General features: G+C 71.1%; 24 protein-coding genes and 1 pseudogene. 9 read left to right on the forward strand and 16 right to left on the reverse strand.

Translation table 11 applies throughout. The annotated features are described in order from the left end of the window. From DRV96_RS11055 to DRV96_RS11065, 3 genes and pseudogenes are all read right to left on the reverse strand, one after another. Positions 1 to 173, reverse strand: a pseudogene (locus DRV96_RS11055) (ribulose-phosphate 3-epimerase); the annotation flags it as partial. A 22-nt stretch (positions 174 to 195) separates the two neighbouring features. Further along, positions 196 to 639 (reverse strand): ribulose bisphosphate carboxylase small subunit, encoded by a 444-nt coding sequence (locus DRV96_RS11060; RefSeq protein WP_119290963.1) that lies wholly within the window; start codon positions 637 to 639, stop codon positions 196 to 198. Between the two features lie 20 nt (positions 640 to 659). Next, positions 660 to 2,117 carry a form I ribulose bisphosphate carboxylase large subunit gene (locus DRV96_RS11065; protein ID WP_419187049.1) on the reverse strand — a complete coding sequence of 486 codons (1,458 nt, stop codon included), beginning with the start codon at positions 2,115 to 2,117 and terminating at the stop codon, positions 660 to 662. Between the two features lie 140 nt (positions 2,118 to 2,257). Between DRV96_RS11065 and DRV96_RS11070 the strand changes: the two genes are divergently transcribed. Beyond that, the gene (locus DRV96_RS11070) at positions 2,258 to 3,220 is read left to right on the forward strand and encodes a LysR family transcriptional regulator (RefSeq protein ID WP_119290965.1); all 963 of its coding nucleotides are present in this window, start codon (positions 2,258 to 2,260) and stop codon (positions 3,218 to 3,220) included. A 46-nt stretch (positions 3,221 to 3,266) separates the two neighbouring features. Here DRV96_RS11070 and DRV96_RS11075 read toward each other — a convergent pair whose 3' ends face one another. From DRV96_RS11075 to DRV96_RS11095, 5 genes are all read right to left on the reverse strand, one after another. Beyond that, complete coding sequence (locus DRV96_RS11075) at positions 3,267 to 4,550, reverse strand: NAD(P)/FAD-dependent oxidoreductase (protein ID WP_119290967.1); 1,284 nt, start codon at positions 4,548 to 4,550, stop codon at positions 3,267 to 3,269. 10 nt (positions 4,551 to 4,560) lie between these two features. Then, a complete protein-coding gene (locus DRV96_RS11080; protein ID WP_119290969.1) occupies positions 4,561 to 4,899 on the reverse strand; it encodes a c-type cytochrome in 339 nt (112 codons plus the stop codon). 170 nt (positions 4,900 to 5,069) lie between these two features. Next, positions 5,070 to 5,975, reverse strand: a complete 906-nt coding sequence (locus DRV96_RS11085) for a DMT family transporter (protein WP_119290972.1) — start codon at positions 5,973 to 5,975, stop codon at positions 5,070 to 5,072. Next, entirely contained in the window at positions 5,972 to 6,481 is a 510-nt protein-coding gene (locus tag DRV96_RS11090; RefSeq protein ID WP_119290974.1) for a methylated-DNA--[protein]-cysteine S-methyltransferase, read from the reverse strand. Before DRV96_RS11090 ends, DRV96_RS11085 begins: the two co-directional genes overlap by 4 nt. Next, positions 6,478 to 7,929 (reverse strand): bifunctional transcriptional activator/DNA repair enzyme AdaA, encoded by a 1,452-nt coding sequence (locus tag DRV96_RS11095; RefSeq protein WP_119290976.1) that lies wholly within the window; start codon positions 7,927 to 7,929, stop codon positions 6,478 to 6,480. The genes DRV96_RS11090 and DRV96_RS11095 overlap by 4 nt, the downstream gene beginning before the upstream one ends. 130 nt (positions 7,930 to 8,059) lie before the next feature. Between DRV96_RS11095 and DRV96_RS11100 the strand changes: the two genes are divergently transcribed. From DRV96_RS11100 to DRV96_RS11110, 3 genes are all read left to right on the forward strand, one after another. Beyond that, complete coding sequence (locus DRV96_RS11100) at positions 8,060 to 9,448, forward strand: phosphomannomutase/phosphoglucomutase (RefSeq protein ID WP_119290978.1); 1,389 nt, start codon at positions 8,060 to 8,062, stop codon at positions 9,446 to 9,448. Between the two features lie 45 nt (positions 9,449 to 9,493). Continuing rightward, complete coding sequence (waaA, locus tag DRV96_RS11105; RefSeq protein ID WP_119290980.1) at positions 9,494 to 10,765, forward strand: lipid IV(A) 3-deoxy-D-manno-octulosonic acid transferase; 1,272 nt, start codon at positions 9,494 to 9,496, stop codon at positions 10,763 to 10,765. A 100-nt stretch (positions 10,766 to 10,865) separates the two neighbouring features. Then, positions 10,866 to 11,783: a glycosyltransferase family 2 protein gene (locus tag DRV96_RS11110; RefSeq protein WP_119290982.1), complete on the forward strand. Its 918-nt coding sequence runs from the start codon at positions 10,866 to 10,868 to the stop codon at positions 11,781 to 11,783. A gap of 12 nt (positions 11,784 to 11,795) precedes the next feature. On the opposite strand, the gene DRV96_RS11115 is transcribed toward DRV96_RS11110, so the two are convergent. Further along, positions 11,796 to 12,485, reverse strand: a complete 690-nt coding sequence (locus DRV96_RS11115) for a sulfotransferase (protein ID WP_162911020.1) — start codon at positions 12,483 to 12,485, stop codon at positions 11,796 to 11,798. 7 nt (positions 12,486 to 12,492) lie between these two features. Then, a complete protein-coding gene (locus DRV96_RS11120) occupies positions 12,493 to 13,581 on the reverse strand; it encodes a hypothetical protein (RefSeq protein WP_119290986.1) in 1,089 nt (362 codons plus the stop codon). 247 nt (positions 13,582 to 13,828) lie between these two features. On the opposite strand from DRV96_RS11120, the gene DRV96_RS11125 reads away from it, so the two are divergent. The 3 genes from DRV96_RS11125 (at position 13,829) to DRV96_RS11135 (ending at position 17,198) form a co-directional block, all read left to right on the forward strand. Further along, positions 13,829 to 14,461 carry a glycosyltransferase family protein gene (locus DRV96_RS11125; protein WP_235823370.1) on the forward strand — a complete coding sequence of 211 codons (633 nt, stop codon included), beginning with the start codon at positions 13,829 to 13,831 and terminating at the stop codon, positions 14,459 to 14,461. 88 nt (positions 14,462 to 14,549) lie between these two features. Beyond that, entirely contained in the window at positions 14,550 to 15,140 is a 591-nt protein-coding gene (locus tag DRV96_RS11130) for a sulfotransferase family 2 domain-containing protein (RefSeq protein WP_119290990.1), read from the forward strand. Between the two features lie 96 nt (positions 15,141 to 15,236). Continuing rightward, on the forward strand, positions 15,237 to 17,198 hold the full coding sequence (locus tag DRV96_RS11135) for an acyltransferase family protein (protein ID WP_119290992.1): 1,962 nt from the start codon (positions 15,237 to 15,239) through the stop codon (positions 17,196 to 17,198). Positions 17,199 to 17,229: 31 nt separating this feature from the next. Here DRV96_RS11135 and DRV96_RS11140 read toward each other — a convergent pair whose 3' ends face one another. From DRV96_RS11140 to DRV96_RS11160, 5 genes are all read right to left on the reverse strand, one after another. Continuing rightward, complete coding sequence (locus DRV96_RS11140) at positions 17,230 to 18,597, reverse strand: TolC family outer membrane protein (RefSeq protein ID WP_119290994.1); 1,368 nt, start codon at positions 18,595 to 18,597, stop codon at positions 17,230 to 17,232. Between the two features lie 84 nt (positions 18,598 to 18,681). Further along, the gene (locus DRV96_RS11145) at positions 18,682 to 19,347 is read right to left on the reverse strand and encodes a protein-L-isoaspartate O-methyltransferase family protein (RefSeq protein WP_119290996.1); all 666 of its coding nucleotides are present in this window, start codon (positions 19,345 to 19,347) and stop codon (positions 18,682 to 18,684) included. Between the two features lie 42 nt (positions 19,348 to 19,389). Further along, positions 19,390 to 22,548: an efflux RND transporter permease subunit gene (locus DRV96_RS11150; RefSeq protein WP_119290998.1), complete on the reverse strand. Its 3,159-nt coding sequence runs from the start codon at positions 22,546 to 22,548 to the stop codon at positions 19,390 to 19,392. Positions 22,549 to 22,563: 15 nt separating this feature from the next. Beyond that, a complete protein-coding gene (locus DRV96_RS11155) occupies positions 22,564 to 23,763 on the reverse strand; it encodes an efflux RND transporter periplasmic adaptor subunit (RefSeq protein WP_119291000.1) in 1,200 nt (399 codons plus the stop codon). After that, a complete protein-coding gene (locus DRV96_RS11160; protein ID WP_119291003.1) occupies positions 23,760 to 24,443 on the reverse strand; it encodes a TetR/AcrR family transcriptional regulator in 684 nt (227 codons plus the stop codon). The genes DRV96_RS11155 and DRV96_RS11160 overlap by 4 nt, the downstream gene beginning before the upstream one ends. A 133-nt stretch (positions 24,444 to 24,576) precedes the next feature. Between DRV96_RS11160 and DRV96_RS11165 the strand changes: the two genes are divergently transcribed. Both DRV96_RS11165 and DRV96_RS11170 read left to right on the forward strand, forming a co-directional pair. Continuing rightward, a complete protein-coding gene (locus DRV96_RS11165) occupies positions 24,577 to 25,434 on the forward strand; it encodes an undecaprenyl-diphosphate phosphatase (RefSeq protein WP_119291005.1) in 858 nt (285 codons plus the stop codon). A 17-nt stretch (positions 25,435 to 25,451) separates the two neighbouring features. Then, complete coding sequence (locus DRV96_RS11170) at positions 25,452 to 26,138, forward strand: glutathione S-transferase family protein (RefSeq protein WP_119291076.1); 687 nt, start codon at positions 25,452 to 25,454, stop codon at positions 26,136 to 26,138. Between the two features lie 18 nt (positions 26,139 to 26,156). Here the strand turns inward: DRV96_RS11170 and trmB are convergent, their stop codons facing one another. Continuing rightward, on the reverse strand, positions 26,157 to 26,867 hold the full coding sequence (trmB, locus tag DRV96_RS11175) for a tRNA (guanosine(46)-N7)-methyltransferase TrmB (protein WP_119291007.1): 711 nt from the start codon (positions 26,865 to 26,867) through the stop codon (positions 26,157 to 26,159). Between the last annotated feature and the right edge of the window lie 49 nt (positions 26,868 to 26,916).

Below are 26,916 nucleotides of genomic sequence, written 5' to 3' on the forward strand. Positions count from 1 at the left end.
CAGTGCGGCTTGAGCGCGGCGGCGACCATCGGGCCGATCGTCAGGTTCGGCACGTAATGGTTGTCCATCACGTCGAAGTGGATCCAGTCGGCGCCGGCGGCGATCACCGCGCGCACCTCGTCGCCGAGGCGCGCGAAGTCGGCCGACAGGATCGACGGGGCAATGCGGTACATCGTCGTCGTCCTGCCGGGCCGCTCAGGCCGCGCCGTAGCGCTCGCCTTCGGGCTTCTCGGCGGCGTAGCCGCGGATCGTGTAGCGCATCTGGCGGCCGTCGACTTCCTGCCGCTCGAGCATGAAGCCGGGCTCGTTCTTCGGCCGGTTGACGATGAAGCTCATCGCGATCGACTCGACGCCGCGCGTGCTGTCGAACGCCATCAGGCGGATGTAGTGGTTCGGGAACGTCTTGCGGCAGTTGTTCAGTTCCATCATCACGCCGGCGGCGTCCTTCAGGTCGAACATCGGCATCCCGTACATCTCCCAGTAGGTGTTGCGCGGGTGCGGGTCGTCGGTGTACTCGACGCTCCAGGCGTAGCCTTTCTTCAGGCCGTACTCGATCTGCAGCGCGATCTCGGCGTCGGTCAGGTCGGGCAGGAAGCTGAACTGGCCCTGGGTCAGGCGGCCGGTGGGGTTGGTCATCATGGTGCGGTCTCCTTGGGGGCTCAGGCCACGGCCGGCGTGACGGCGTAGTCGCTGGTGTCGGTCGAGGCGTAGTTGAAGGTCACGTCCTTCCACGTGTCGAGCGCCTGCTTCAGCGGCGTGCAGAACTGCGCCGCTTTCTGCAGGATCTCGGGGCCTTCGTTGCGGATGTCGCGGCCCTCGTTGCGCGCCTTGACCATCGCCTCGAGCGCGACGCGGTTGGCCACGGCACCGGCCTGGATGCCCGCCGGGTGGCCGATCGTGCCGCCGCCGAACTGCAGCACGACGTCGTCACCGAAGAGATCCAGCAGCAGGTGCATCTGGCCGGCGTGGATGCCGCCGGAAGCCACCGGCATGACCTTCTTCAGGTCGCACCAGTCCTGGTCGAAAAACAGCCCGCGCGGCAGGTCCTGCTTCGTGTAGCTGTCGCGGCAGACGTTGTAGTAGCCCTGCACCGTCAGCGGGTCGCCCTCGAGCTTGCCGACCGCGGTGCCGGTGTGCAGGTGGTCGACGCCGGCCAGCCGCAGCCACTTGGCGATCACGCGGAAGCTCACGCCGTGGTTCTTCTGCCGCGTGTACGTGCCGTGGCCGGCGCGGTGCATGTGCAGGATCATGTCGTTGCGGCGGCACCACTCGCTCAGGCTCTGGATGCACGGCCAGCCGACGATCAGGTCGATCATGATCACGACACTGCCCAGGCTCTTCGCGAACTCGGCGCGCTCGTAGATCGCCTCCATCGTGCCGGCGGTGACGTTCAGGTACGAGCCCTTGACCTCGCCGGTGGCGGCACTCGCCTTGTTGACACCGTCCATCACGTAGAGGAAGCGGTCGCGCCAGTGCATGAAGGGCTGCGAGTTGATGTTCTCGTCGTCCTTCATGAAGTCCAGGCCGCCCTTGAGGCCCTCGTAGATCACGCGGCCGTAGTTGCGGCCGCTCAGACCCAGCTTGGGCTTGGTCGTCGCGCCGAGCAGCGGGCGGCCGAACTTGTCGAGGCGCTCGCGCTCGACGACGAGGCCGGTCGGCGGCCCCTTGAACGTCTTGACGTAGGCGACCGGGATGCGGATGTCTTCGAGACGCGCGGCCTTCAGCGGCTTGAAGCTGAACACGTTGCCGATCAGGCTCGCCGTCATGTTGGCGATCGAGCCCTCCTCGAACAGGATGATGTCGTACGCGACCCAGGCGAAGTACTCGCCCGGGCGGCCGGGCACCGGCTCGACCTTGTAGCACTTGGCGCGGTAGTTCTCGCACGCGGTCAGGCGGTCGGTCCACACCACCGTCCACGTCGCCGTGCTCGACTCGCCGGCGACGGCGGCGCCGGCCTCGACGGGGTCGACGCCGTCCTGCGGCGTGATGCGGAACAGGCAGATGGTGTCGGTGTCCTTCGGCACGTAGTCGGGCTGCCAGTAGCCCATCTGGCGGTACTTGAGGACGCCCGCGCTGTAGCGCTTCTTGGCGTCGGTGATCTGGGTCGGTTCGTTCATCTGGCCCACGGCGGTCTCCTGGTGGCTCGCCATCGCCCGTCGATGGCATGCGAGGCACTGTAGGCAGCGCGTGGCCTAAAGAGAACTCAGATTGAATAAGGCGAGGAATAAGCGGATACTGAGTGCATGAGTCGACGCTCATGAAGACCCCCGACAACCGCATCCGCAACGTCACGCTGCGCCAGCTGCAGATCTTCTCGGTCGCCGCGCGGCACCTGAACTTCGCGCGCGCGTCGGAGGAGCTGCACCTGACGCAGCCGGCGGTGTGGATGCAGGTCAAGCAGCTCGAGGACCTCGTCGGCCTGCCGCTGTTCGAGAAGATCGGCCGCAAGCTGTACCTGACCGCTGCCGGCGACGAGATGCGGCACACGGCCGCGACCGTACTGGCCGAGATCCGCCGCGCCGAGGAGCGCATCGCGCTGCTCGCCGGCGGGCGTGGCGGCACGATCGCGCTGGCGGTCGTGAGCACCGGCAAGTACTTCGTGCCGCGGCTGCTGGCGCTGTTTCGCGAGCAGCAACCCGAGGTGCAGGTCAACCTGACGGTGGCCAACCGCGACCAGCTCGTGCAGATGCTCGCGCGCAACGAGGTCGACCTGTGCGTGATGGGGCGCCCGCCGGCCGAGCTCGAGACGGTCGCGCAGCCGATCGCGCCGCACCCGCACGTCGTCATCGCGTCGCCCGCGCACCCGCTGGCGCGCGAGCGTGGCGTGACCGCGCAGCAGCTCGCGCGCGAGACGCTGCTGCTGCGCGAGCCGGGCTCGGGCTCGCGCGCCGTGATGGAGGGCTACTTCGCCGCCCACCGCATCGAGCCGCGGCACACCGTGATGCTCGGCAGCAGCGAGACGATCAAGCAGGCCGTGATGGCCAACATGGGCATCGCGTTCATCAGCCTGCACACGCTCGACCTCGAGCTGCGCACCGGCGAGCTCGTGCTGCTCGACGTGCCCGGCACGCCGCTGATGCGCGAGTGGCACGTCGTGCGACTGGCGAGCAAGCAGCTCGCGCCGTCGGCGCAGGCGCTGTGGGACTTCGTCGCGACGCGCGCGGCGTCGTGGCTCGACGCCACGTTCGGCCGTCACACCGCGGCGCTGGCACCACCATGAACAACGGGGCCCGCAGGCCCCGTTGCGTTCGCCGTCGTCGGGCGCTTCAGGTCAGCACGTCGGCCCAGATGTTCTTGGCCCAGGCCTGCGCGTAGACGCCCTCGAGCTCGTTGCGCGCGTCGGAGACACCGCCCGAGCCGCCGATCGTGCGGAACGTCTTCTCGGTGGTCACGTACTCGTGCACGCTGGCGACGTGGATCACGTGCGTCTCGTCGACGAAGCTCATGCACACGTTGGTGATCATCGGGTGCGGGTTGACCTCCCAGCCGTTGATCTGCGCGACGATCGCCGCGGCGCACACCTTGGCGTGCGAGTTGGCCATGTGCCCCGACTTCGGCATGCCCGGCGCGACCTGGATCGCGTCACCGATGACGTGGATGTCCTTCGCCGCGGTCGACTCGAAGGTCAGGAAGTGCGTGTGGCACCAGCGGTTGTTGGCGTTGGCCAGCCCGGTGTCGACGGCGATCTTGCCGGCGCGCATCACCGGCAGCACGTTGAGCACGTCGGCCTTGACGTCTTCCTGAACCTCGAACTTGACGGTGCGCGTGCGGCCGTCGACGGCCACCGCCTTGTGCAGCGGGCGGTACTCGACCATGCTGCCGTAGATGTCTTTCCACGCCGCCTTGAACAGCGGGCCCTTCGACGTGACGTCGTTGTTCGCGTCGAGGATCAGCACCTTGGACTTCGGCTTGGCGCGCTTGAAGTACGCGGCGACGACGCTGGCGCGCTCGTACGGGCCCGGCGGGCAGCGGTACGGTGCCTCGGGGATCACGATCGCGTAGACACCGCCGTCGCGCATCGACTCGAGCTGCTGGCGCAGCGCGACCGTCTCCGGGCCGGCCTTCCACGAGTGCAGCACCTGGCCCGCGGCGTTGGCCGCCTGCAGGCCCTCGATGCGCTCCCACATGAAGTCGATGCCCGGCGCGATGACGAGCTTGTCGTACTTCAGCGTCTGCCCGCCCGCGAGGCGCACCTCCTTCTTGGCCGGATCGACCGCGGTGGCGGTGTCGCGCACGATCTTGACGCCGTGGTTCTTCACCAGCCCGTCGTACGGGTTCGTGATGTCGGCCATCGTGCGCGTGCCGCCGATCACGAGGTTGCTGATCGGGCACGAGACGAACATCGGGTTCGGCTCGACGAGCGTGACGTCGATCGTGTAGTCCGAGAACTTGCGGATGTACTTCGACGCCGTCGCGCCGCCGTAGCCGCCGCCGACGACGACGACGCGGCCCTTGGCCGCGCTGCCGGTCGTCGCGCAGCCGCCGAGCGTGGCCACCGCGCCGAGCGCGGCCAGCGAGCCGAGGCCCTGGACGATCTGTCTGCGTTTCATCGTGCCTCCGTCACTTGACCTTGGAGAAGTACTCGGCGATCGCCTCGAGCTGCTCGGGGGAGTAGCCCTTGGTGATCTGGTGCATGATCGTCGCCGGCCGCTGGCCGCTGCGGAACGCCATCAGCTGCGTCAGCAGGTAGTTCTGGTCGCGTCCGGCCAGGCGGATCATCGCCTCGCCTTCGACCGCGCGGCCGTCGGGGCCGTGGCACTGGGCGCAGGTGGCGGCGAGCGCGCGGGTGCGCAGCCGCTGCTCCTCGGGCGTCGCGGCCGTGGCCGCCTGTGCCAGCAGCCCCAGCGCGATGGCGACGGCCACGCCAGCGGCGGGCAGCGTCGAGGGGGGTCGGGTCATTGCTTCTCCTCAGTGGCCGCCCGTGCCGTGCCGGGCGTACCGTTGACTTGCCATCGGGTCACCCGGTGCGCATGCCCCGGGTCATCTACAACACTACTTGAGCAAGCGCGCATATACAACCAGACTTACCCGTACGTCGCGCCGGGTTATCCGATCACGCCACGCGGATGTCAGTCGCGAGTCAGCACGCGCCCAGCACGTCGTGGGCCGATGATGCCCGTGGCCAGCGCGGTGCCGAGCAGGATCACGGCCCCACCGACGGCCATCGCCAGCGTGACGGTCTCGTCGAGCACGAGCCAGCCCCAGAACACGGCGAACAGCGGGATCAGGTACGTCACCGTCATCGCCTGCGCGGCGCCGACCTGCGCGATCAGGCGGAAGTACAGGATGTAGGCCAGCCCGGTGCACAGCACGCCCAGTGCGACGGCGGCACCCCAGGCCACGAGCGACGCTGTCGCGGCGGGCCACGCCCACGGCAGCGGCAGTGCGAGCAGCGCCGCCGCAGTGATCTGGCTGCCGGCGGCCACCGTCAGCGGTGCGACGCCGGCCAGCCGCCGCCGCGTGTAGTTGGCGCCGAAGCCATACATCGCGGTGGCCGCGAGGCAGGCCAGGATCGCCGCGCCGCTGCTGACGCCGCCGCCCGCGGCGGTGAAGCTCGCCTTGCCCGCACCGAGCCCGAGCACGCCGGCGAAGCCGATCGCCAGCCCGAGGGCGCGCAGCGCGCCCGGCCGCTCGCCGAGCCAGGCCCAGGCCACCAGCGCACCCCACAGCGGCGTCGTCGCGTTGAAGATCGACGACAGGCCGGCCGTGATCGCCAGCGCCGCGTAGCCGAAGGCGATGAACGGCAGCGCCGAGCTGACCAGGCCGACCACCGTGAGCGCGATCCAGTGGCGGCGCAGCTCGCCGAGCAGGCCGTGCCACGCCAGCAGCGACGCAAGCACCAGCGCGCCGATGGCCACGCGCACGGCCGTCAGCGCGACGGGGCCGAATTCGCCGGCGGCCAGCCGCATGAACAGGAACGACGCGCCCCACAGCGCGCTGAGCAGCAGCAGTTCGGCGCTCTGGCGCGGCGTCATGCGGCCTCGGCCGCCGCTTCGAGCGCGAGCAGCGCGCGCTTGCGCGCGAGTCCGCCGGCGTAGCCGGTCAGCGCGCCGTCGCGGCCGACGACGCGGTGGCAGGGCACGACGATGGCCAGCGGGTTGCGCCCGACCGCCGCCGCGACGGCGCGCACCGCGCTCGGGCGGCCGAGCGCCGCGGCCAGCGTGCCGTAGGTCGTCGTGCGACCCGGCGCGATGCCGCGCAGCGCGTGCCACACGCGCTGCTGGAACGGCGTGCCGTGCGCGTCGATCGGCGTGCGAAAGCGCGTGCGGCCGTCGCGCCAGTACGCGTCGAGTTCGGCCAGCGCCTGCGCGATGAACGGCTGCGTCGCGTCTTTCGGCGCGGCCAGCGGCCCGGGGTGGTGCGCCTGGCCGTCGAACCACAGCCCGGCCAGCCCCCGGGCCGTCGCAGCGAGCACGATCGGGCCCAGCGGCGTGTCGGCGTGGGCCTGGGCCACGAGGGTGGGCCGCCGGGGTGTGGTCATCGTGCGTGCTCCAGTGGCTGCCACAGGCGCACCGCGGCGTAGGCCCGCCACGGGCGCCATGGCCGGGCGAGCGCGTCGGCGTGCGCGGCGTCGCGCGTGCCCAGCGCCTTCATCAGCGCGGCGTCGCCGGCCGGCCACGCATCGGGCCAGCCGAGCACGCGCATCGCGATCGTCTGCACGGTCCATTCGTCGATGCCGGGCAGGGCGCGCAGCGCGGCCAGCGTGGGTGCCAGCGGCGCCGCGCGATCGAGGCCGAGGCCGCCGTCGGCTACGGCCGCGGCCAACGCCTGCAGCGCGCGCACGCGCGTGTCGACGAGGCCGAGCCGCGCGAGCGCGCCGGCATCCGCGGCGGCCAAGGTGTCGGGGGTCGGGAACAGGTGCGTCAGCCCGCTGAACGGGGTCGCTACCGGCACGCCGAAGCGGGCGACGAGGCGCCGCGCGAGCGTGCGCGCGGCCGCGACACCCACCTGCTGGCCGATCACACAGCGCACCGCGCCCTCGAAGCCGTCGAACGCGCCGGGCACGCGCACGCCTTGGCCGCGCGGCAGCGCCGATGCGGCCAGCACCGCATCGATCGCGGCCGGGTCGGCGTCGAGGTCGAAGCCCTGCCGCACGCGCGCGATCACGTCGCCGAGCACGGGCGCGAGCGTCGGCGCGATGCGCAGCTGCAGCTCGCAGTGCTCGGGCACGAAGTGCGCCGCGAGCCAGCCGGCGTGCCGCCGGTTGCCGCGGCTCACGGCGAGCGTGCGCCGCCACTCGAGCCCGTCGGCCTGCTCGAGCCCCGGCACCGCGCGGCGCGCGAGGAACGCCAGCATCCCATCGACGTCGTACGGCGGGCGCCACGCCAGGCGCACGACGGGCCCGTGCGAGGCCGTCGCGGCCGTGCCGTCGCGCCGCAGCCGCGACGGCGGCATGCGGTAGCGCTGCGCGAACGCGGCGTTGAAGCGGCGCAGGCTCGCAAAGCCGCTGGCCAGCGCGACCTGCGCGACGGGCTCGGCGGTGTCGGTCAGCAGCCGCTTGGCCAGCAGCAGGCGCTGCGTCGTCAGGTAGTCGTGCGGCGCGACGCCGTGCGCGGCGTGGAAGATGCGGCGCAGGTGGCGGTCGCTCACGCCCAGCCGTGCGGCGAGCTGCGCGAGCGAGACCTCGGCGCCGGCGGCCACCGCGTGCTCGAGCGCACGGGCGGCTGCCATCGCGAGCGCGTGCGACGAGTCCATCGCCGACAGGCCGGGCGCGATCTCGGGCCGGCACTTCAGGCACGGGCGGAACGCCGCGGCCTCGGCCTGCGCGGCGCTGGCGAAGAAGCGGCAGTGGGGCCGCCGGGGCGTGCGCACACGGCACACCGGCCGGCAGTAGATGCCGGTCGTCGTGACGCCGACGAACAGCCGCCCGTCGAAGCGCGCGTCGCGCGTCTTCAGCGCGAGGTAGGCGGCGTCGGCGTCGAGGACCATGCGGGCATCATAGGGGCGCATTACGCGGCGGCTCGCCGCTTTCGGACCTGTCGCTGCGCGGGCGGGGGTGGCAGTGCTTCCTACAATGCCGCGCATCGGTCCCCCGCGGGGCGGGGCAGGAGGGGTTTGCGTGCAGGTCAGTGCTTCGGCCTTCAAGGCCTACGACATCCGCGGCATCGTCGGCCAGACGATCGACGAGACGTTTGCCGAGCACCTCGGCCGTGCGTTCGGCACCGAGGCCGTCGCGGCGGGCGAGAAAGCCGTCGCGGTCGGGCGCGACGGCCGCCTGTCGGGGCCGGGGCTGGTGGCCGCGCTCGCGCGCGGCCTGGCGTCGACCGGCCTCGACGTCGTCGACCTCGGCGCGGTGACGACGCCGATGCTGTACTACGTCGCGGCCACGCGCGGCCGCTACGGCTGCCACTCGGGCATCCAGGTCACCGGCAGCCACAACCCAAAGGACTACAACGGCTTCAAGATGGTGCTCGTCGGCCGCGCGATCTACGGCGACGAGATCCAGGGGCTGCGCCGGCGCATCGAGGCCGAGGATTACGTGCGCGGGCGCGGGCGCATCGGCACGATGGACGTCGGCGCCGAGTACCGCCACCGCATCGCGAGCGACTGCCGGCTCGCGAGGCCGATGAAGATCGTCGTCGACTCGGGCAACGGCATCTGCGGCGCCTCGGCGCCGGCGATCCTGCGCGCGCTCGGCTGCGAGGTGATCGACCTGTACAGCAAGGTCGACGGCGACTTCCCGAACCACCACCCCGACCCGAGCAAGCCCGAGAACCTCGCCGACCTGATCAAGGTCGTGCACGCGACCGACGCCGAGCTCGGCCTGGCCTTCGACGGTGACGGCGACCGCCTCGGCGTCGTGACGAAGGACGGGCACAACATCTTCCCCGACCGGCAGCTGATGCTGTTCGCGCGCGACATCCTGCAGCGCCACCCGGGCGCGCCGATCATCTTCGACGTCAAGTGCAGCCAGCGGCTGCCGGTGGCGATCCGCGAGGCCGGCGGCGTGCCGCTGATGTGGAAGACGGGCCACTCGCTGATCAAGGCCAAGCTCAAGGAGACCGGCGCGCCGATCGCCGGTGAGATGAGCGGGCACATCTTCTTCAAGGAGCGCTGGTACGGCTTCGACGACGCCACCTACACCGCCGCGCGCCTGCTCGAGATCCTCAGCCGCCACGACGACCCGAGCGCGGTGCTCGACGCGCTGCCGACGAGCCACAGCACGCCTGAGCTCAACGTGGCCTGCGCCGAGGGCGAGCCGCACGCACTCGTCGCACGGCTGCAGGCCGAGGCGAAGTTCCCCGGCGCCGAGATCACGACGATCGACGGCCTGCGCGCCGACTACCCCGACGGCTTCGGCCTGATCCGCGCGTCGAACACGACACCGGTGCTCGTGATGCGCTTCGAGGGGCACACGCCCGAGGCGCTGCACCGCATCGAGGCCGACTTCATGGCCGCGCTGCGCGCCGTCAAGCTCGACGCGAAGATCTCGGCGGCGGCGCACTGAGGGGCCACGGCGGTCGAGACGCGATGCCGATGGTCCGCCGCGACGATGCCTGAGGCGCTGGCGCGCGCGCTGTATTCGCTCGCGCTGAGGCTGCTGACACCCGTCTACCTGCTGCGGCTGGTTTGGCGCGGCCGGCGCGAGCCCCGCTACCGCGAGCGCATCGGCGAGCGACTCGGCGTCTACCGCGACGCGGTAACGCCGGCCCCGACGCTGTGGCTGCACGCCGTGTCGCTGGGCGAGACGCGCGCGGCGGCGCCGCTGCTGGCGGCGTGGCGGCGGCAATGGCCCGGCGTGCGGGTGCTGCTGACCTGCAGCACCGCGACGGGCTGGGACGCGGGTGTCGAACTGCTCGCGCCGGGCGACCTGCACGCCTGGCTGCCGTACGACACGCCGGGGGCGGTGCGGCGCTTTCTGCGGCATCACCGGCCGCGGCTTGGCGTGCTGATGGAAACCGAGGTCTGGCCCAACCTGCTGCACGCGGCCGAGGCGGCCGGCGTGCCGGTCGTGCTCGCCAACGCAAGGCTGTCGGCGCGCAGCCTCGCGCGCGGGCAGCGCTTCGCTTCGCTGCTGCGGCCGGCCGTCGCGCGGCTGGCTGCTGCCTTGGCGCAGACCGACGACGACGCGCAGCGCCTGCGCGCAGCCGGCGCGCGCAAGGTGCACGTGTGCGGGAACCTCAAGTTCGACGTCACGCCCGCGCAAGACCTGGTGGCGCGCGGCCGCGCGTGGCGCGCCGGCCTCGCGCGGCCGGTGGTGCTCGCAGCGAGCACGCGCGAGGGCGAGGAGGCCGCGCTGCTGGCCGCATGGCAGCGCGTGCCGGCACCACGTCCGCTGCTGCTGATCGTGCCGCGGCATCCGCAGCGCTTCGACGAGGTCGCGCAGCTCGTGCAGCGCCGCGGGCTGACGCTGCGGCGACGCTCGCCATGGGGCCGGCAGCCGCCGCCCGAGGCGGCCGCGGCCGACGTGTGGCTCGGCGACACGGTCGGCGAGATGGCGCTGTACTACGGCTGCGCCGACGTCGCGCTGCTCGGCGGCAGCTTCGCCCCCCTGGGTGGGCAGAACCTGATCGAGGCGGCTGCGTGCGGCTGTCCGGTCGTGATGGGGCCGCACACGTTCAACTTCGCCGAGGCGGCGCAACGCAGCGTCGACGCTGGCGCCGCCATGCGCGCCGACGACATCGACGACGGCGTCCGCCGCGCCGCCGCGCTGGCCGTCGACGCCGCTCGCCCCGCGTGGGCCGAGCGGGCGCTGGCCTTCGCCGCGCAACACCGGGGGGCGGCAGCGTGCACCGTGCGGCACCTGGGCGCGTGGTGGCGGTGAGCTACAGTGCCGCGCCGATGAACGCGCCCATGAACGCCCCGACGCGCGAGGGTCGCGCGGTGACTGCCACGCAGGCCGTCGGCGACGCTGGGGCCTCCCTATGACCGCACGGGCGTCTTGGCGCCATGCGTGGGACGCGGTGCAGCTCGCGTTCTGGCGCGCCGCCGCCAGCGGCTGGGTGCCGGCGCGCTGGTTCAACGCCGGCCTGCCGCCGCCCGAAGCCCGCCAGGCGCGCACCGGGGTGCTCGACATCGAGATCGTCAGCCACTGCTGGCGCTACGCGCACCTGCTCGCATTCCAGCTCAACTCGCTGGTGCGTCACCCACCACGGCGAGCGCGCGTGACGATGACGGTGTTCCACGCGCCCGACGATGACGCCACGGTGGCGCTGCTGGCGCACTTCGGTGCGATCACGGTGCCCCACGTGCGCTGGAACTGGCAGCCGCGGCCGAAGGAGCGCCTGTTCCGCCGCGCGATCGGGCGCCACGAAGCCGCGGTGGCCACGCGTGCCGACTGGGTGTGGTTCACCGACTGTGACGTCGTCTTCGGCCCCGGCTGCCTCGACGCGCTGGCCGATGCGCTGCAGGGCCGCCGCGACGCGCTCGTCTACCCGCGTGTCGAGGCCTGCAGCGAACTGCTGGTCGACGACGACCCGCGGCTGCACCCGGCCGACGCCGCGGCGGCCGACATCGGCGCGATGCAGTTCGTGCCGCTCGCCGTCACGCGGGCCACCGGTCCACTGCAGATCACGCACGGCGACGTCGCGCGCGCGCTGGGCTACTGTGGCCCGATCGGCTTCTACCACCGTCCCGCCGAGCGCTGGCAGAAGGCGCACGAAGACCGCGCACACCGCTGGCTGCTGCAGACGCAGGGGGTGCCGATCGACGTGCCGCAGGTCCACCGCATCCGTCACGCGAGCAAGGGCCGCTACGCCGACGGTAGCGTCATGGCCCGCCTGCGCCGCTGGTGGCGGCAGCGGCTGACCGCAGCCCGCGACGCGCGCGAACGCGCTCGCTGAACGCGCGCCGTCTCAGGTGGTGCGCCGGGGGCGCAGGTGCGCCCAGGTGCGCTTGAGCCAGGCCACCAGCGGGTGTCGTTTGACACCGCGGGTGCGCCCGATGTCGCCCCAGTCCTCGGCCTTCAGACCATAGGCGGCGAAGCGCGCGACGAGCTCCTGCGCCGAGCCGCGGTCGATGTCGAACTCGACCAGCTGGCCGGGCCGTTCCGCCATGAAGGCGCGCACGTCGGCCAGGTGCCGGTCCCAGTCCTGGCGCCACTGCTCGGCAACGGCGTCGAGGCTGGTTAAACCTTTCTGCCGCATCACGCGCTGCGCGAACTCGCCGTGGCCGTGCCGAAGCCGCGAGCGGATCCAGTCCTCGCGGTCGCGCACGTTGAGCAGCAGGATCGTGTCCGGGTAGTCGCGCAGCATCTCGCGGAAGTGGAAGATCGGCTCGAAGCTATCGGTCTCGGTGTGGTAGTTGATGTCGGCGTAGAAAGTGTAGTCCTCGATGCCGGCGAAGATCTTGCGCCCGGCGCGCAGGTTGTCGCGCATCAGCCGCGCGGCATTGCGGCGCTGCCCGAACGGGCCGCGCACCTTGTGCTTGAGCACCCGGTGGCCGGCGCGCTCGAACAACTGCTCGAAGCTGCGAGAGCCGCACTTGTGGAAGCCGATCTGCACGACGCGCGGCAGCCGGGCGGGAGAGGCGGGAGGCGGATTCATCGCAATGTCAGGGGGTTGGCGTCTGAAGGATCCGGCCCACCAGTGCGCCGATGCCTGCGACTTCCGTGACCGGGATGCGCAGTTTGTCGTACAGCGCCCTGCGGTTGGCGGCCATGCCGGTGCCGGGCTGCATCGCGATCACCGGCAGGTCGGGGCGGATCCAGCGGCTCGTGAGCACGGTCGACGAGATGTCGCCGATGACGATGCAGCCGTCGGGCAGCATCGTCAGCAGGAATTCCATCCCGATGCCGGCGTCGACCTTCGACGAGCCCGGGAACAGTTGCTCCAGCGCGTCGAGACGGGTCGATTTGGGGTGCGCCTTGATGCCGATCTGTGCCGCGTCGAAGTGCATACGCAGCTGCTCCCACAGCCGCTGGTAGGTCAGCGGGTCGTCGTCGATGTAGTTGCGCTCCTTCGGCAGCGTGACGACCACGCGCAGGCCAGACAGCACGCGGCGCAGCTGGGCAGCGTCGTGCGTCAGTCCCTCGACGACGGCCTGGAAGCGCTCGCTGCGCAGCGGGCTGACGTCGACTTCGATCAGCTCCTTGCCACGAAGCAGCGGGTGGACCTCCGAGGGGAACGCGACGTACGCGGCCGTGGTCCACGCCGAACTGCCCTGTGTGACGGCGTGCTTGTGCCAGAAGCCGTGCTCGAGCTTGCGCAGCAGTGGCTTGATGTAGCGGTTGTGGAACCGGTGCATCGTGCGCTGTCCCATGTAGGTCGAGGCACCGTCGTCGATGTAGATGCCCTGTACGCGGGCGCCGGCCTTGGTCGCCACGTGCATCGCGTACTGGAAGTCGAACCGGCGGTCGTTGCCGGTGAACACGCGCATCTCGGTGGGTCGAGCGAACAGCGCCTCGAGCTGCCGGTAGACGACACGCTGTCGTGCCCAGCGGCCTCGCGCATTCTCGTCGCCGAGGATCACGATGCGCGAGAACACGTCGGGGCAGCGTTCGAGTGCGCGCGCATAAAGCGCCGACGTCTTCGGGTCCTTGTACGTGAAGACGGCGGTACGCTCGTGGCCGGGATGCTTCAGCGCGATGCTGGCCGCCAGGCACAAGTGCAGCGGCGACGAGATGAGAAAGTAGTCTTGCATCGGTGCATCGTGGGTTCGAGGGGCGTCGGCACGGCGCCTGCCGGGGATCGCCGCCGCCGGCCGGTCCGCTGCCGCGGCGCCTGACGGATGGTGGAGAGCTAAACTTCAGCGATCAAGTCCATAGCGTACGCCGAAGTTGGCACTGCCGTTGCGAGCGTGTCCGCGGCGTGATCTGGCCTGTGCCGCACGGCGTCGACAGGAGAGCGTGTTGATTCGGCTGTTCATCGGTTTTGACCAGCGGGAGGCCGTGGCCTTCCACACCTTTTGCCAGAGTGTGCTGGAGCAGACCAGCCAGCCGGTGAGCTTCACGCCGCTGGTGCTCAAGTCGCTGCCCGGCTACACCGAGACGCACACCGACGGCAGCAATGCATTCATCTACTCGCGATTCCTGACGCCGTACCTGTGCGGCTTCGAGGGCTGGGCCATCTTCGCCGACGGCGACATGATCTGCCGCGCCGACATCGCCGAACTGTGGGCGCTGCGCGACGAGTCGAAGGCCGTGATGGTCGTCCAGCACGACTACCAGACCAAGGCGACGATGAAGTACCTGGGCAACAAGAACCAGAACTACCCGCGCAAGAACTGGTCGAGCCTCGTGCTGTGGAACTGTGCGCACCCGAAGCACCGCATCCTGACGCCCGAGTTCCTGATGGGTCAGGCGGGCGCGTTCCTGCACCGCTTCACGTGGCTCGACGACAGCGAGATCGGCAGCCTGCCCAAGGAGTGGAACTGGCTGACGACGGAATACGAGGACAACTACGACGCCAAACTGCTGCACTACACGCTGGGTACGCCGTGCTTCAAGGATTACCACGATGCCGACATGGCCGATGTGTGGCACGCATGCCACGAGCGGGCTGAGCAGGGCATGGGCGTTTGACGCCTGACTCTACCGGCCGAAGTTGCCGCGTCGCGGCCATCGCTGCGTGTTCAGCGGTCCACCGCGATGGGTCGCAATAGAGTGCGATATGTCGTTCTTCTTTTTTGATCCTCCTGGTTGCGTCTTCATCCGCATCCGCAAGGCGGGCTCGACCTCCGTTATCCGCGGGCTGTTCGGCGATAAGAGTAATGCCCGACGGGAATCGTCGGACGGCACCTGGTACCCGGAATTCGATGGACGGTTCGTGTTCGCTTTTGTGCGCAATCCGTTCTCAAGGATGATCTCGTGCCTGCAGATGTTTCGTGGATACAAGACACGCACTTTGGAGGAGCAGCGGTTCAAGGAGTCGCTCACGCTCGACAGGCTGATGGACGTGATCGAGGATGAGAAACTGCCCATCGGCGGCGATGGCTACATGGCCAAGCTGCGGTTGCATGCTGTGCCGATGACGCATCCCTTCTACTGCATCGATCGCGCGGAGTACATCGGCAGGTTCGAGCGCTTCGAGCAGGACTACCGCGAAGTGGCGCGCCTCCTCGGGATTCGCGTCTGGTCGGTACCGCATGAGCGCAAATCCGCGCCCATGGACTACAGGCCGTGGTTCTCGGCGGCTCAGCGGCGGCGTGCCGAACGGCTGCTCGCTGCGGATCTCGACAGGTTCGGCTACCGGTTCGAGTGACAGTGACTGGACCGCGTTAGGGCCATCCCGCGGCCGGTTGCCGAACGATCGTTGGCCCGGCTGTTCGATCGGGCAACATCTGAGCTGAAAGCGGCGATGGACTACCGGCGCGAGATCGACGGCCTGCGCGCTGTCGCCGTGCTTCCCGTCATCCTCTTCCACGCCGGCATCGGCCCGTTCGCCGGCGGCTTCGTCGGCGTCGACGTCTTCTTCGTCATCAGCGGCTACCTGATCACGTCGATCATCGTCGCCGAGAGGCAGGCCGGGCGCTTCTCGCTGGTCGACTTCTACGAGCGCCGTGCACGGCGCATACTGCCGGCGCTGTTCGTCGTGATGGCGGCTTGCCTGCCGTTGGCGTGGCTGTGGCTGCTGCCGAACGACCTGCGCGACTTCGCACGAAGCGTCGTTGCGGTGTCGACCTTCTGGTCGAACATCCTGTTCCATCGCGAGGCCGGCTACTTCGATACGGCCGCCGAGCTAAAGCCGCTGCTGCACACGTGGAGCCTGGCCGTCGAGGAACAGTATTACCTGCTGTTTCCCTTGCTGCTGCTTGCCGTCTGGCGACAGGGGATGCGCCGAGTCGCCATCACGATCGGGATCCTGGCGCTGGCGAGTCTTGCGCTCGCGCAATGGGCGCTCGACCGCTACCCCGCCGCGGCGTTCTTTCTTCTGCCATCGCGGCTGTGGGAACTCGCGCTCGGCGCGCTCGTGGCGCTGTACCTGATCAGCGGCCCGCAGCGTGAGCCATCGGGCGGCTTGCGCAACGCGGCGTCAGCCGCGGGGCTGGCGATGATTGCCGCTGCAGTGTTCGTCTACGACGGCGACACGCCGTTCCCGGGCGCGGCGGCGCTGCTTCCAACGATCGGGACGGCGCTGGTGATCGTCTTCGCGACGCCGGCGACGCTGGCCGGGCGCCTGCTGGCTCATCGCGCGCTCGTCGGCATCGGCCTGTTGAGCTACAGCGCCTACCTCTGGCATCACCCGCTGTTCGCGTTCGCCCGCCACCGGCTGGCGGGCGAGGTGCCAATCTGGCTGGCGGGGACACTGGCCGCGGCATCGCTGGTGCTGGCCTATGTCACCTGGCGCTTCGTAGAGCAGCCGATGCGCCGGCGCGACCGTGTGCGTCGACCGGCAGTGTTTGCCCTGGCGGGGCTCGTGTCGCTGTCGTTCGTGGTGCTCGGGCTGGTCGGCATTCGCACCGACGGCTTCGAGTCCTACTACGTGCAGCACCGGCTGTCCGATGGCGAGCGCGAGCTGTACGTGCTGCTCCGCGAGCACACGGCCTCAGCGACCGAGCTGAAGCGCTTCGATGACGGCGCTTGCCGCTTCTCGTCCGAGGTCGTCGACGAGCACTTCGAGTCCCGCTTCGAGCGCTGCGCTGCGACGCACGGACGCGCGGTCGTGGTCCTCGGCGACTCCCACGGCATCAACGTCTACAACATCGTGGCCAAGGCGGGTGTCAGCGACTTCATCGTCGGTGTGGTTCAAGGCGGATGTCGACCCCACCGGCATCGTCCGCGCTGCCAGTACGAGGGCTTCGATCGCTTCGTCGACCGCTGGAGCTCGGCGATCGCCTCGGTGATCTTTCACCAGAGCGGCTCCTACTTTCTGCGCGACCGCGAGGGCCGGGTCGACAGCCCTGCCGCCTTCGCTCCGGATGCGGCGTTCGTCGTTGACGAGCCGAACGTCGCGAAGGTGATGGAGTACCTTGAGCGGCTCGGAGCTCAGGTGCCCACCGTCTGGCTCGGCCCGTTCGTCGAGGCGCGCGTCGACTTCCGCGACTTCCGCCTGCTCAAGGGCGGTCTGCTGATCAACGAGCGCAGCCTCGATCATTTCGGCCGCCTCGACCGGTGGCTGATCGCACGTGTCGACGAGCTGCCGCGCTCGTTTGCCTATGTCTCGCTGGTCGACATCATTGGCGCGCAGCGCGAGTTCCTGCGCGTGGGTTCGTGCATCACTTACCGCGATCGTGACCACTTCAGCGCCTGCGGCGAAGACCTCGTCGCCCGGCAGGTGAAGGTGGCGTACGACGCCGGCGCGTTCGTTGTCCCTCACTGAGATCGGTGGCGCCGCAGCGGACGGCGATGGATCAGGGCTGAAGCAGCCGGCTCACCGCCTGCAAGTCGGCGGCGCTCAGCGTCCCTGCCGCCTGCCGCAGCCGCAGCGTGCCGAGCAGCACGCTGTAGCGCGCGGCGGCCAAGTCGCGCTGGGTCGCGAAGAGCTGGCTCTGCGCGTTGAGCACGTCGAGGTTGACGCGCACGCCGACGCGGTAGCCGGTCTGCGTGGCTTCGAGCGCGAGCTTGCTCGACGCCTCGGCGGCTTCGAGCGCGCCCACCGCCGCCTCGCCCGACTTCAGCCCGGTGAAGGCCTGGCGCGTGGCCTGCGCGACGCCGCGGCGTGCGGCCTCGAGGTCGTTGCGCGCCTTGTCCTGCAGCGACAGCGTCTCGCGGATGCGGTTGTCGACGGCACCGCCGGTGTACAGCGGCCAGTTCAGCTGCACGCCGATCTGGCCGTTGTTGAAGCTGCCGCTGTAGGGGCCGAGCGACGTGCCCAGCCCCGAGGTGCCGCTGTTGTACGAGGTCTGCCACGAAGCGACGACGTCGACGGTGGGCAGCCGCCCGGCGCGGGCCTTGTCGATTTCGAGCGTTGCGACGTCGAACGCGAGCTGCGCGCGCCTGACCTGCGGGTGAGCGCTTTCGGCCAGGCCCACCCAGTCGTCGATGCCGGCGGGCACGGTGGGCGGCAGCGTCGCCGGCAGCGCCAGCGGCCGCGGCTGCACGCCGGTGCGTCCGACGAGCTGGTCGAGCGCGATGCGCTTGACGAGCAGGTCGTTCTCGGCCGAGATCTCCTGCGCGCGCGCGAGGTCGAAGCGCGCCTGCGCCTCGCGCGTGTCGGTGATCGTCGCGGTGCCGACCTCGAAGTTGCGCCGCGCCGCCGCCAGTTGCTCGGCGATCGCCGCCTTCGACGCCTTCGCGGTGGCCACTGTCTCGATGGCCACCAGCACGTCGAAGTAGGCCTGCGACAGGCGCACGATCAGGTCCTGCTCGGCCAGCGTCAGCTCGGCCTGCGCGACGGCGAGCGCGCGCTCGGCCTGCGCGATGCTCGCGTCGTTGGCGCGGTTGAATAGCGGATAGCGGCCGCTGAGTGCGGCCGAGGTCACGTTGCCGCTGCCGTCGTTGCCCGCCGCCGACGGGATCGCCGAAGGCTGGTCGCGGTAGGTCTGCGCCGTCTGCGCCTGCAGGCCCAGCGTCGGGCGCGCCAGCGCGTCGGCCTGCGCCTTGCGGTACTGCGCGGCGTCGGCCTGCGCGCGCGCCGCGAGGTAGGTCGCGTCGTAGGTGCGCGCGGCCTCGAACAGCTCGGCCAGGGTCTGCGCGTGCAGGGGGGCCGTCAGGCCGAAGCCCAGGCCGGCGGCCAACAGCAGCGCGGTGAGTCGGCGGGGGGTGGGGCGACGGGGCATGAGCGATTCCTCGTGGGTCCGATGCAGGCAGGGGACGGACGCGGGACAGTGGGTCGGTGCGCGCAAGGGCAGCACGAAGAGGGTTCAGAAGCGAAAGCGCGGCGGCTCGTCGAAACCGAGCAGCCGCGGCGCGACGGTGTCGAACACCTCGACGTGGCCGAACTCGCGCTCGCCGGTGCGGGTGTAGACGCTGGCGCGCATCACGGGCTGGTCGCCGACGATGGCGGCCAGGCGGCCGCCGACCTTGAGCTGGTCGAGCAGCGCCTGCGGCACCGCGGCGACCGAGCCCGACAGCACGATGACGTCGAACGGTTCCTGCCCCGGCAAGCCGCGCGCGCCATCGCCGTCGTGCACGGTGACGTTGCGCACGGCGGCACGCCGGAGGTTCTCGCGCGCCATCGCGGCCAGCTCGGGCACGATCTCGACGCTGTGCACCTGCTGCGCCTGGTGCGCCAGCAGCGCGGCCATGTAGCCCGAGCCGGTGCCGATCTCGAGCACCTTCTCGTGCTTGCGCACCTGCAGCTCCTGCAGCAGCCGCGCCTCGACCTTGGGCTCGAGCATGCACTGCCCGTCGCGTCCCTGCTCGCGCAGCGGCACCTGCATGTCGACGAAGGCCAGCGCGCGGTACGCTGGTGGCACGAAGTCCTCGCGGTGCACGACCGCGAGCAGGTCGAGCACGCCCTGATCCAGCACCTCCCACGGGCGGATCTGCTGCTCGATCATGTTGAAGCGGGCCTGTTCGACGTTCATTTCGATACCTTGTGGGGTATAAGTGTAGGGCAACTCCGGATTCTAGGCAGCGCGGGCTGACGCCGACCTGCCGCCGAGGCGGGTCTTGACCCAGGTCGCGAGGTCGTCGAGGTAGCCGTAGACCACCGGCACGACGACCAGCGTCAGCAGGCTCGACGTGATCACGCCGCCGATCACGGCCTGGCCCATCGGTGCGCGCTGCTCGCTGCCCTCGGTGAGCGCGAACGCCAGCGGCACCATGCCGAACACCATCGCCAGCGTCGTCATCAGGATCGGGCGCAGCCGCACGCGCGCGGCGTGCAGCAGCGCGTCGGCGCGCGCCATGCCGGCCTCGCGCGAGCGGATCGCGAAGTCCACCAGCAGGATCGCGTTCTTCGTCACCAGCCCCATCAGCATCACGACGCCGATGATCGAGAAGATGTTTAGCGTCGAGCCCCACAGCCACAGCGCGCCGACGACGCCGATCAGCGTCAGCGGCAGCGACGTCATCAGCGCCAGCGGCTGCACGAAGCTGCGGAACTGCGACGCGAGGATCATGTAGATGAAGACGATCGCCATCGCCAGCGCCTGCACCGCATAGGCGAACGACTCCTGCATGTCGCGCGTCGAGCCGCCGAAGCGGTAGGTGTAGCCCGGCGGCAGCGGCGTGGCGTCGAGCACGCGCTGGATGTCGGCCGAGACCTCGCCGAGCGTGCGCCCGCTGGTGTTGGCCGTCAGTTCGACCTCGCGGTTCAGGTCGCGGCGGTTGATCTGGTTCGCGCCGCTGGCCGGCAGCACGTCGGCCACCTGCGACAGCCGCACGATGCGCGCGCTGCCGTCGCTGTTCGTGCCCGCGACCAGCCCCAGCCGCGCGAGGTCGGCCGCCGACTGGCGCTCCTGCGGGTGCAGCTGCAGCCGCACGTCGTAGCTGTGGTCGTCGGGCGCGCGCCAGGTCGTCACCGCGTCGCCGGCCACGAGCAGGCGCAGCGTCTGCGTGATCACACCGACGCTCAGACCGGCGTCGGAGGCCGCGTCGCGGCGCACCTGCACCGCGACCGTCGGGCGGTCGGCCTTCAGGCTGCTGTCGAGGTCCACCAGCCCCGGCACCGCGGCCAGCCGCTCTCGCAGCTGCACGTTGATGCGGCGCAGCTCGGCGAGGTCCGGCCCCTGCACCGACAGCGAGATCGGCTTGCTGCCGGCCACCGGGTCGAGCAGGCCGACGTGCGTCACGGTGATGCCCGGCACGCGCGCCAGGCGCTCGCGCAGCGGCACCGACATCTGGTCGACGCTGCGGCTGCGCTCGTGGCGGTCGACCAGGCGCACGTACATCGTCGCGTAGATGCGCCCCTGCGCCTGGCCGGTGTTGATCGTCGTCAGCGTGTACTTGACCTCGGGCATCTCGCGCACGATCGCGTCGACCTGGCGTGCGCGCGCCTCCGTGAGCTCGATCGACGAGCCCACCGGCGTGTGGAAGGTGACGAAGGTCTCGGAGTAGTCGGCCTTGGGCACGAACTCGGTGCCCAGGTGCGGCAGCGCGGCCACCGCGCCGACCATCGTCGCGAGCGCGACGGCCAGCGTCTTGACGCGGTGCTTCAGCGACCAGCCCAGCAGCGCGACGTAGCCGTCGCCGAGCCTGTGCTGCGCGCGGTCGAACCAGTGCGTGAGGCGCCCGAGCGTGTGGTCGTACAGGCCCTTGGGTGCGAAGGGCCGGCCCTCGCGGTGGTCCTTCTCACGGTCGATGGCCGGGTCGTGCCACACCGACGACAGCATCGGGTCGAGCGTGAAGCTGACGAACATCGAGATCAGCACCGCGGCGACGATCGTGATGCCGAACTCGTGGAAGAACTTGCCGATGATGCCGCCCATGAAGCCGATCGGCAGGAACACCGCGACGATCGACAGCGTCGTGGCCAGCACCGCCAGCCCGATCTCGTTGGTGCCGTCCAGCGCCGCGTCGTGCGGCGTCTTGCCCATCTGCACGTGGCGCACGATGTTCTCGCGCACGACGATCGCGTCGTCGATCAGCAGGCCCACGCACAGCGACAGCGCCATCAGCGTGACCATGTTGATCGAGAAGCCGAACAGCTGCATGAAGGCGAACGTGCCGACGAGTGCGATCGGCAGCGTCAGCCCGGTGATGACGGTCGAGCGCCACGAGTTCAGGAACAGGAACACGATGCCCACCGTCAGCAGCGCGCCCTCGATCAGCGTGCGCTGCACGTTGGCCACCGAGACGCGGATCGGGCGCGAGTTGTCGCGCACGACGTCCAGCGCGATGCCCGGCGGCAGCTCGGCGCGCAGCGCCGCCACCGCGGCGTTCAGGCCGTCGACGACCTCGATCGTGTTCTCGCCCTGGCTCTTCTGCACGTCGAGCGCCAGCGTGCGCCGGCCGTCGAGCAGCGCCAGGCTCTCGACCTCCTGCGGCCCGTCGACGATGTCGGCCACCTGCGCCAGCCGCACCGGCTGGCCGCCGCGGCGCGCGACGATGATCTGCTCGAAGTCGGCCACGCGCTTGAGCCGCGCGTCGACCTGCACCGCGCGCTCGGCCTCGCGCGTGCGCAACGCCCCGGCGGGCAGCTCCTGCGTCTCGGTGCGCAGCGCGGCCACCACCTGGTCGACACCCACGCCCAGCGCCTCCATCGCCGCCGGGCGCATGTAGACGTGCACCTCGCGCTTGAGGCCGCCGACCAGCGTCACCGCGCCGACGCCGCGCACGTTCTCGAGGCGCTTCTTCAGCTCCTGGTCGGCCCAGGTCGTCAGCGACTGCACGTCGACGCTGCCGTCGGGCGAGGTCAGCGCCACGGTCCACACCGGCCGGCTCGCCGGGTCGAAGCGCGAGACCTTGGGCTCCTCGACCTCGGCGGGCAGCAGCGGGCGCACCTGCGACAGCTTCTCGCGCACGTCGTCGGCGGCGCGGCGGCCGTCGACGTCGAGGTTGAACTGCACGACGACGACCGACGCGCTCTCGTAGCTGCGCGAGAACAGCTGGTTGATGCCGGCGATCGTGTTGACGGCCTCCTCGACGCGGCGCGTGACCTCGTTCTCGACGATCTCGGGCGCCGCGCCGGGGTAGGTGATCTGCACGACGACGGTCGGGAACTCGATGTTCGGGAACTGGTCGACCTTCAGCCGCTGGATGCTGACCAGCCCGAACACGACGAAGGCCAGCATGACCATCGTCGCCAGCACCGGGTTGGCGATCGAGACGCGCGTGAACCACATGGCGGGCTCGCCCGGTCAGGGCTGGCGCGTGGCCGCCACCGGCGCGGCGGCGGGGCGCGTGAGCTTCAGCGGCGTGCCGTCGCGCACGAGGCCGACGGTGCCGGCCAGCAGCAGCGTGCCTTCGGCCGGGCCGTCGACGAGTTCGACCCAGTCGTCGCCGCCCTGGGCCGCACCCTCGCGCGCAGCGACGCGTCCGTGCGCCCCGGGCGTCACCGCGCGGTGCACGGCGCGCGCGGCGTCGGGTGGACCCTCGACGACGACGACATAGGGTCGCGCCTGGTCGATGCGCAGCGCCGACGCGGGCACCGCGGGCACCTCGCGGCGGTCGAGCTCGACGCTGCCGCGCGCGAAGAGGCCCGGGCGCAGGCCGGGCTGCGCCGGCAGCGCGAGATAGGCCAGCACCGCGCGCGAGCCGGCCTGCGCGGCCGGGTTGATGCGCGCGACGCGCGCGGCCACCGGCTCGGCGAGGCCGTCGACGCGCAGCCGCGCCGGCGCGCCGACGCGCAGCGCCGCGGCGTCGGCCGGCGGGATCGCCGCCTCGAGCTCGATGCGCGTCGGGTCGACGATCTCGAGCAGCCGCGCGTCGACCGGCACGCGCTCGCCGGGTTGCACGAGGCGCTGCGAGACGACGCCGTCGATCGGCGCGACCAGCGTCGCATCGGCGCGCGCCTTGCGCGCGATCTCGACGGCGGCCAGCGCCGCGTTCAGGTTGGCCTGCGCGGCGGCGTGGTTGGCCAGCGACGTGTCGAGCGCGGTCGGCGAGATGAAGCCCTGCGTGACGAGCGCGCGGTTGTTGTCGAGCGTGCGGCGGGCGATGTCGAGCTGCGCGCGCGCCGCGTCGGCCGTCTGCTCGGCCTGCCGCACGCGCCAGTCGTACTCGGTGGGGTCGATGCGCACCAGCACCTGGCCCTTGCGCACCGGCTCGCCTTCGCGCACCGTGACGGCGACGACCTCGCCCGCGACGCGCGCCTTGACCAGCGCGGTGTCGACGGCGCGCAGCCCGCCGGCGACGTCGACGCTGCGCGCGAGCTCGACGCGCGCGACGCGCACGACGTCGGGCTCGCCGAGCTCGAGCGCGGGCACCACCGCCGGCGCGGCGGTCACGGTCGCGGCCGCGCGCCGCGCGTCGATGCGCGTCTTGATCCACAGCGCGGCGCCGACGGCGACGGCGCCGACCACGGCGACGACCGCGCCGCGACGAAGCCACGCGTTCATCGCCGGCGCTCCGCGGCCGGCGGCGGCTGCACCAGCAGCCCCTGCAGCATCAGCTCGACGTGGTCGCGGATGAAGCGCGCCGGCTCGATGCCGCGCGGCGCGCAGCCGCAGGCGCTCAACGTGTGCTTGTGCAGGCACAGCATGATCATTGGCAGCACCAGCGAGTGCACCGCGGTGGGCACGTCGACGGCGCGGAACTCGCCGCGCGCGATGCCGCGCTCGAGGATGCGCGCGATCAGCCGCGTGCCCGGCTCGATGACCTCGCGCGCGTAGAACTCGGCGATGTCGGGGAAGTTGCGCACCTCGGTGATCACGAGCTTGAACACGCCCGAGGTCGGGCTGTCGAGCAGCCGCTGCCACCACGGGATCAGCACCTGGCGCATCAGCTCGGCGGTGGGGCCGGCGTAGCGCTCGAGCTGCTCGGCGCCGGCTTCGATCTCGGCCGACAGGCGCTCGCGGATCACCGCCTTGAGCAGTTCTTCCTTGCTCGCGTAGTACAGGTACAGCGTGCCCTTGGAGACGCCGGCGCGCGCGGCGACCTCCTCGGCGCGCGTCAGCGCGAACCCGTTCTCGACGAACAGCGCGAGCGCGGCGTCGAGCAGCTCGGCCGGACGCGCGTCCTTGCGGCGCTGGCGCGCCGGCGCGTGGGCGGCGGGGACGAGGGCTTCGCTGGAAGGCATGGATTTACTGACCGGCTGGTCAGTAATGTACCCGCGCGAGGCGGGCCGGGTCAATGCGCGTGCCGTGTGCCGCGCGCCGGCGCGGGCGCGCCGCTGGTTATCATCGCCCGCTTTGCCGAACTCGGGAGCGCACGTGGACTGGATGCTGCTGGCCAAGGCCGCCGTGATGGGGGTGGTCGAGGGGCTGACCGAGTTCCTGCCGATCTCGTCGACCGGCCACCTGATCCTGACCGCGTCGCTGATCGCCTTCCACGGCGAGTCGGCCAAGACGTTCGACATCGCGATCCAGACCGGCGCGATGCTGTCGGTCGTGTGGGAGTACCGCCGCCGCCTGATGGCGACGGTCACCGGCCTGACCCACGATCCGGTCGCGCAGCGCTTCGCGCTGAACGTGCTGGTCGCTTTCCTGCCCGCGGTGGTGTTCGGGCTCGCGTTCGGCGGCTGGATCAAGCAGCACCTGTTCCACCCGGTGCCGGTGGCGGCGGCGCTGGTCGCAGGCGGTTTCGTGATCCTGTGGGTCGAGGCGCGCCACAAGCGCCTGTACGGCGCGCGCGACCTCGAAGGCGGGCGCCGCGCGCGCGTCGAGACCGTCGACGACATGACGCCGCTGGACGCGCTGAAGGTCGGCCTGCTGCAGTGCCTGGCGCTGATCCCGGGCACCAGCCGCTCGGGCGCGACGATCATCGGCGCGCTGGTGCTCGGCTTCTCGCGCAAGGCGGCCACCGAGTTCAGCTTCTACCTCGGCATCCCGACGCTGATAGGCGCGGGCGCGTACTCGGTGTGGAAGCAGCGCGACCTGCTGCGCTGGCAAGACCTGCCGATGTTCGCGGTGGGCACGGTGGTGTCGTTCGTCGCCGCGCTCGTGTGCATCCGCTGGCTGATCCGCTACGTGTCGACGCACGACTTCGTGCCGTTCGCGTGGTACCGCATCGTGTTCGGCGGCATCGTGCTGCTGACGGCGTGGACCGGCTGGGTAGAGTGGACGGGGTGATCGTGCGGGAGGCGGCGATGAAGCTCGTGATCGGCAACAAGAACTACTCGTCGTGGTCGATGCGGCCGTGGGTGTTGATGCGCCACTTCGGCATCGCGTTCGACGAGGTGCTGCTGCGCTTCGACTTCGCGCCCGGCTCGGCGTTCTACCGCGAGCTCGCGCGCCACACGCCCACCGCGCAGGTGCCGGTGCTCGTCGACGACGACGGCTTCGCGGTGTGGGACACACTGGCCATCGTCGAGACGCTGGCCGAGCGCTTTCCGCAGCACGCGATCTGGCCCGCCGACGCGAAGGCACGCGCCCGCGCGCGCAGCCTGTGTGCCGAGATGCACGCAGGCTTCGGCGCGCTGCGCCAGCACTGCCCGCAGAACCTCGAGGCGTCGCTGCCGGCCGTCGGCGCGCGCGTGATGGCCGAGCAGCCCGCGGTGCGCGCCGACCTCGCGCGCCTCGTCGCGATGTGGACCGACGCCCTCGCCGCCAGTGGCGGGCCCTTCCTGTTCGGCGCGTTCGGCGCCGCCGACGCCTACTACGCGCCGGTGTGCGGGCGCATCCGCACCTACGCGCTGCCGGTGCCGCCGGTGGTCGGCGACTACGTCGAGCGCGTGTTCGCGAGCCCCGGTGTCGCCGCGTGGGGCGCCGACGCGCTGGCCGAACGCGACTTCCTCGACTTCGAGGAGCCGTACCGGACCTCGCGCGAGGGCTGATCCGTCGCTGACGCGACGTCAGTCCGCCCGCCGCCGGAACACCAGGTCCCACACGCCGTGGCCGAGCTTGAGGCCGCGCGCCTCGAACTTGGTCAGCGGGCGCCAGGCGGGGCGCGGCGCGTAGCCGTCGGCGGTGTTGACGAGCCGCGGCTCGGCCGTGAGCACGTCGAGCATCTGCTCGGCGTAGGGCTGCCAGTCGGTTGCGCAGTGCAGGTAGCCGCCGGGTGCCAGCCGCTCGGCGAGCAGCGCGACGAACGGCGGCTGGATCAGCCGCCGCTTGTGGTGGCGCTTCTTCGGCCACGGGTCGGGGAAGAACACGTGCACGCCGGCCAGCATGGCCGGCGCGATCATCGTGCGCAGCACCTCGACGGCGTCGTGCTGCACGATGCGCACGTTGGGCAGGCCCCGTTCGCCGATGCGCTTGAGCAGCGCACCGACGCCGGCCACGTGCACCTCGATGCCGAGGAAGTCGTGGTCGGGCATCGCGGCGGCGATCTGCGCCGTCGCGTCGCCCATGCCGAAGCCGATCTCGACGACCAGCGGCGCGCGGCGGCCGAACACGGCCGCGGTGTCGAGCGGCGCGGCCGTGTACGGCAGCACGAAGCGCGGTCCCAGCTCGGCCAGCGCGCGCTGCTGGCCGCTGCCGATGCGCCCGCCGCGCAGCACGAAGCTGCGCACCGCGCGCGGCGGGGTGGGGCGGGGCGGGGGGGCGTCGTCGGGCGTCGTCATCGGGGCTGGCTGCTACGGTCGCGGGTAGGGAGCGCGCGGGGCGCGCATT

It is taken from the genome of Azohydromonas sediminis (assembly GCF_003574675.1).
Taxonomy (GTDB): domain Bacteria; phylum Pseudomonadota; class Gammaproteobacteria; order Burkholderiales; family Burkholderiaceae_C; genus Calidifontimicrobium; species Calidifontimicrobium sediminis.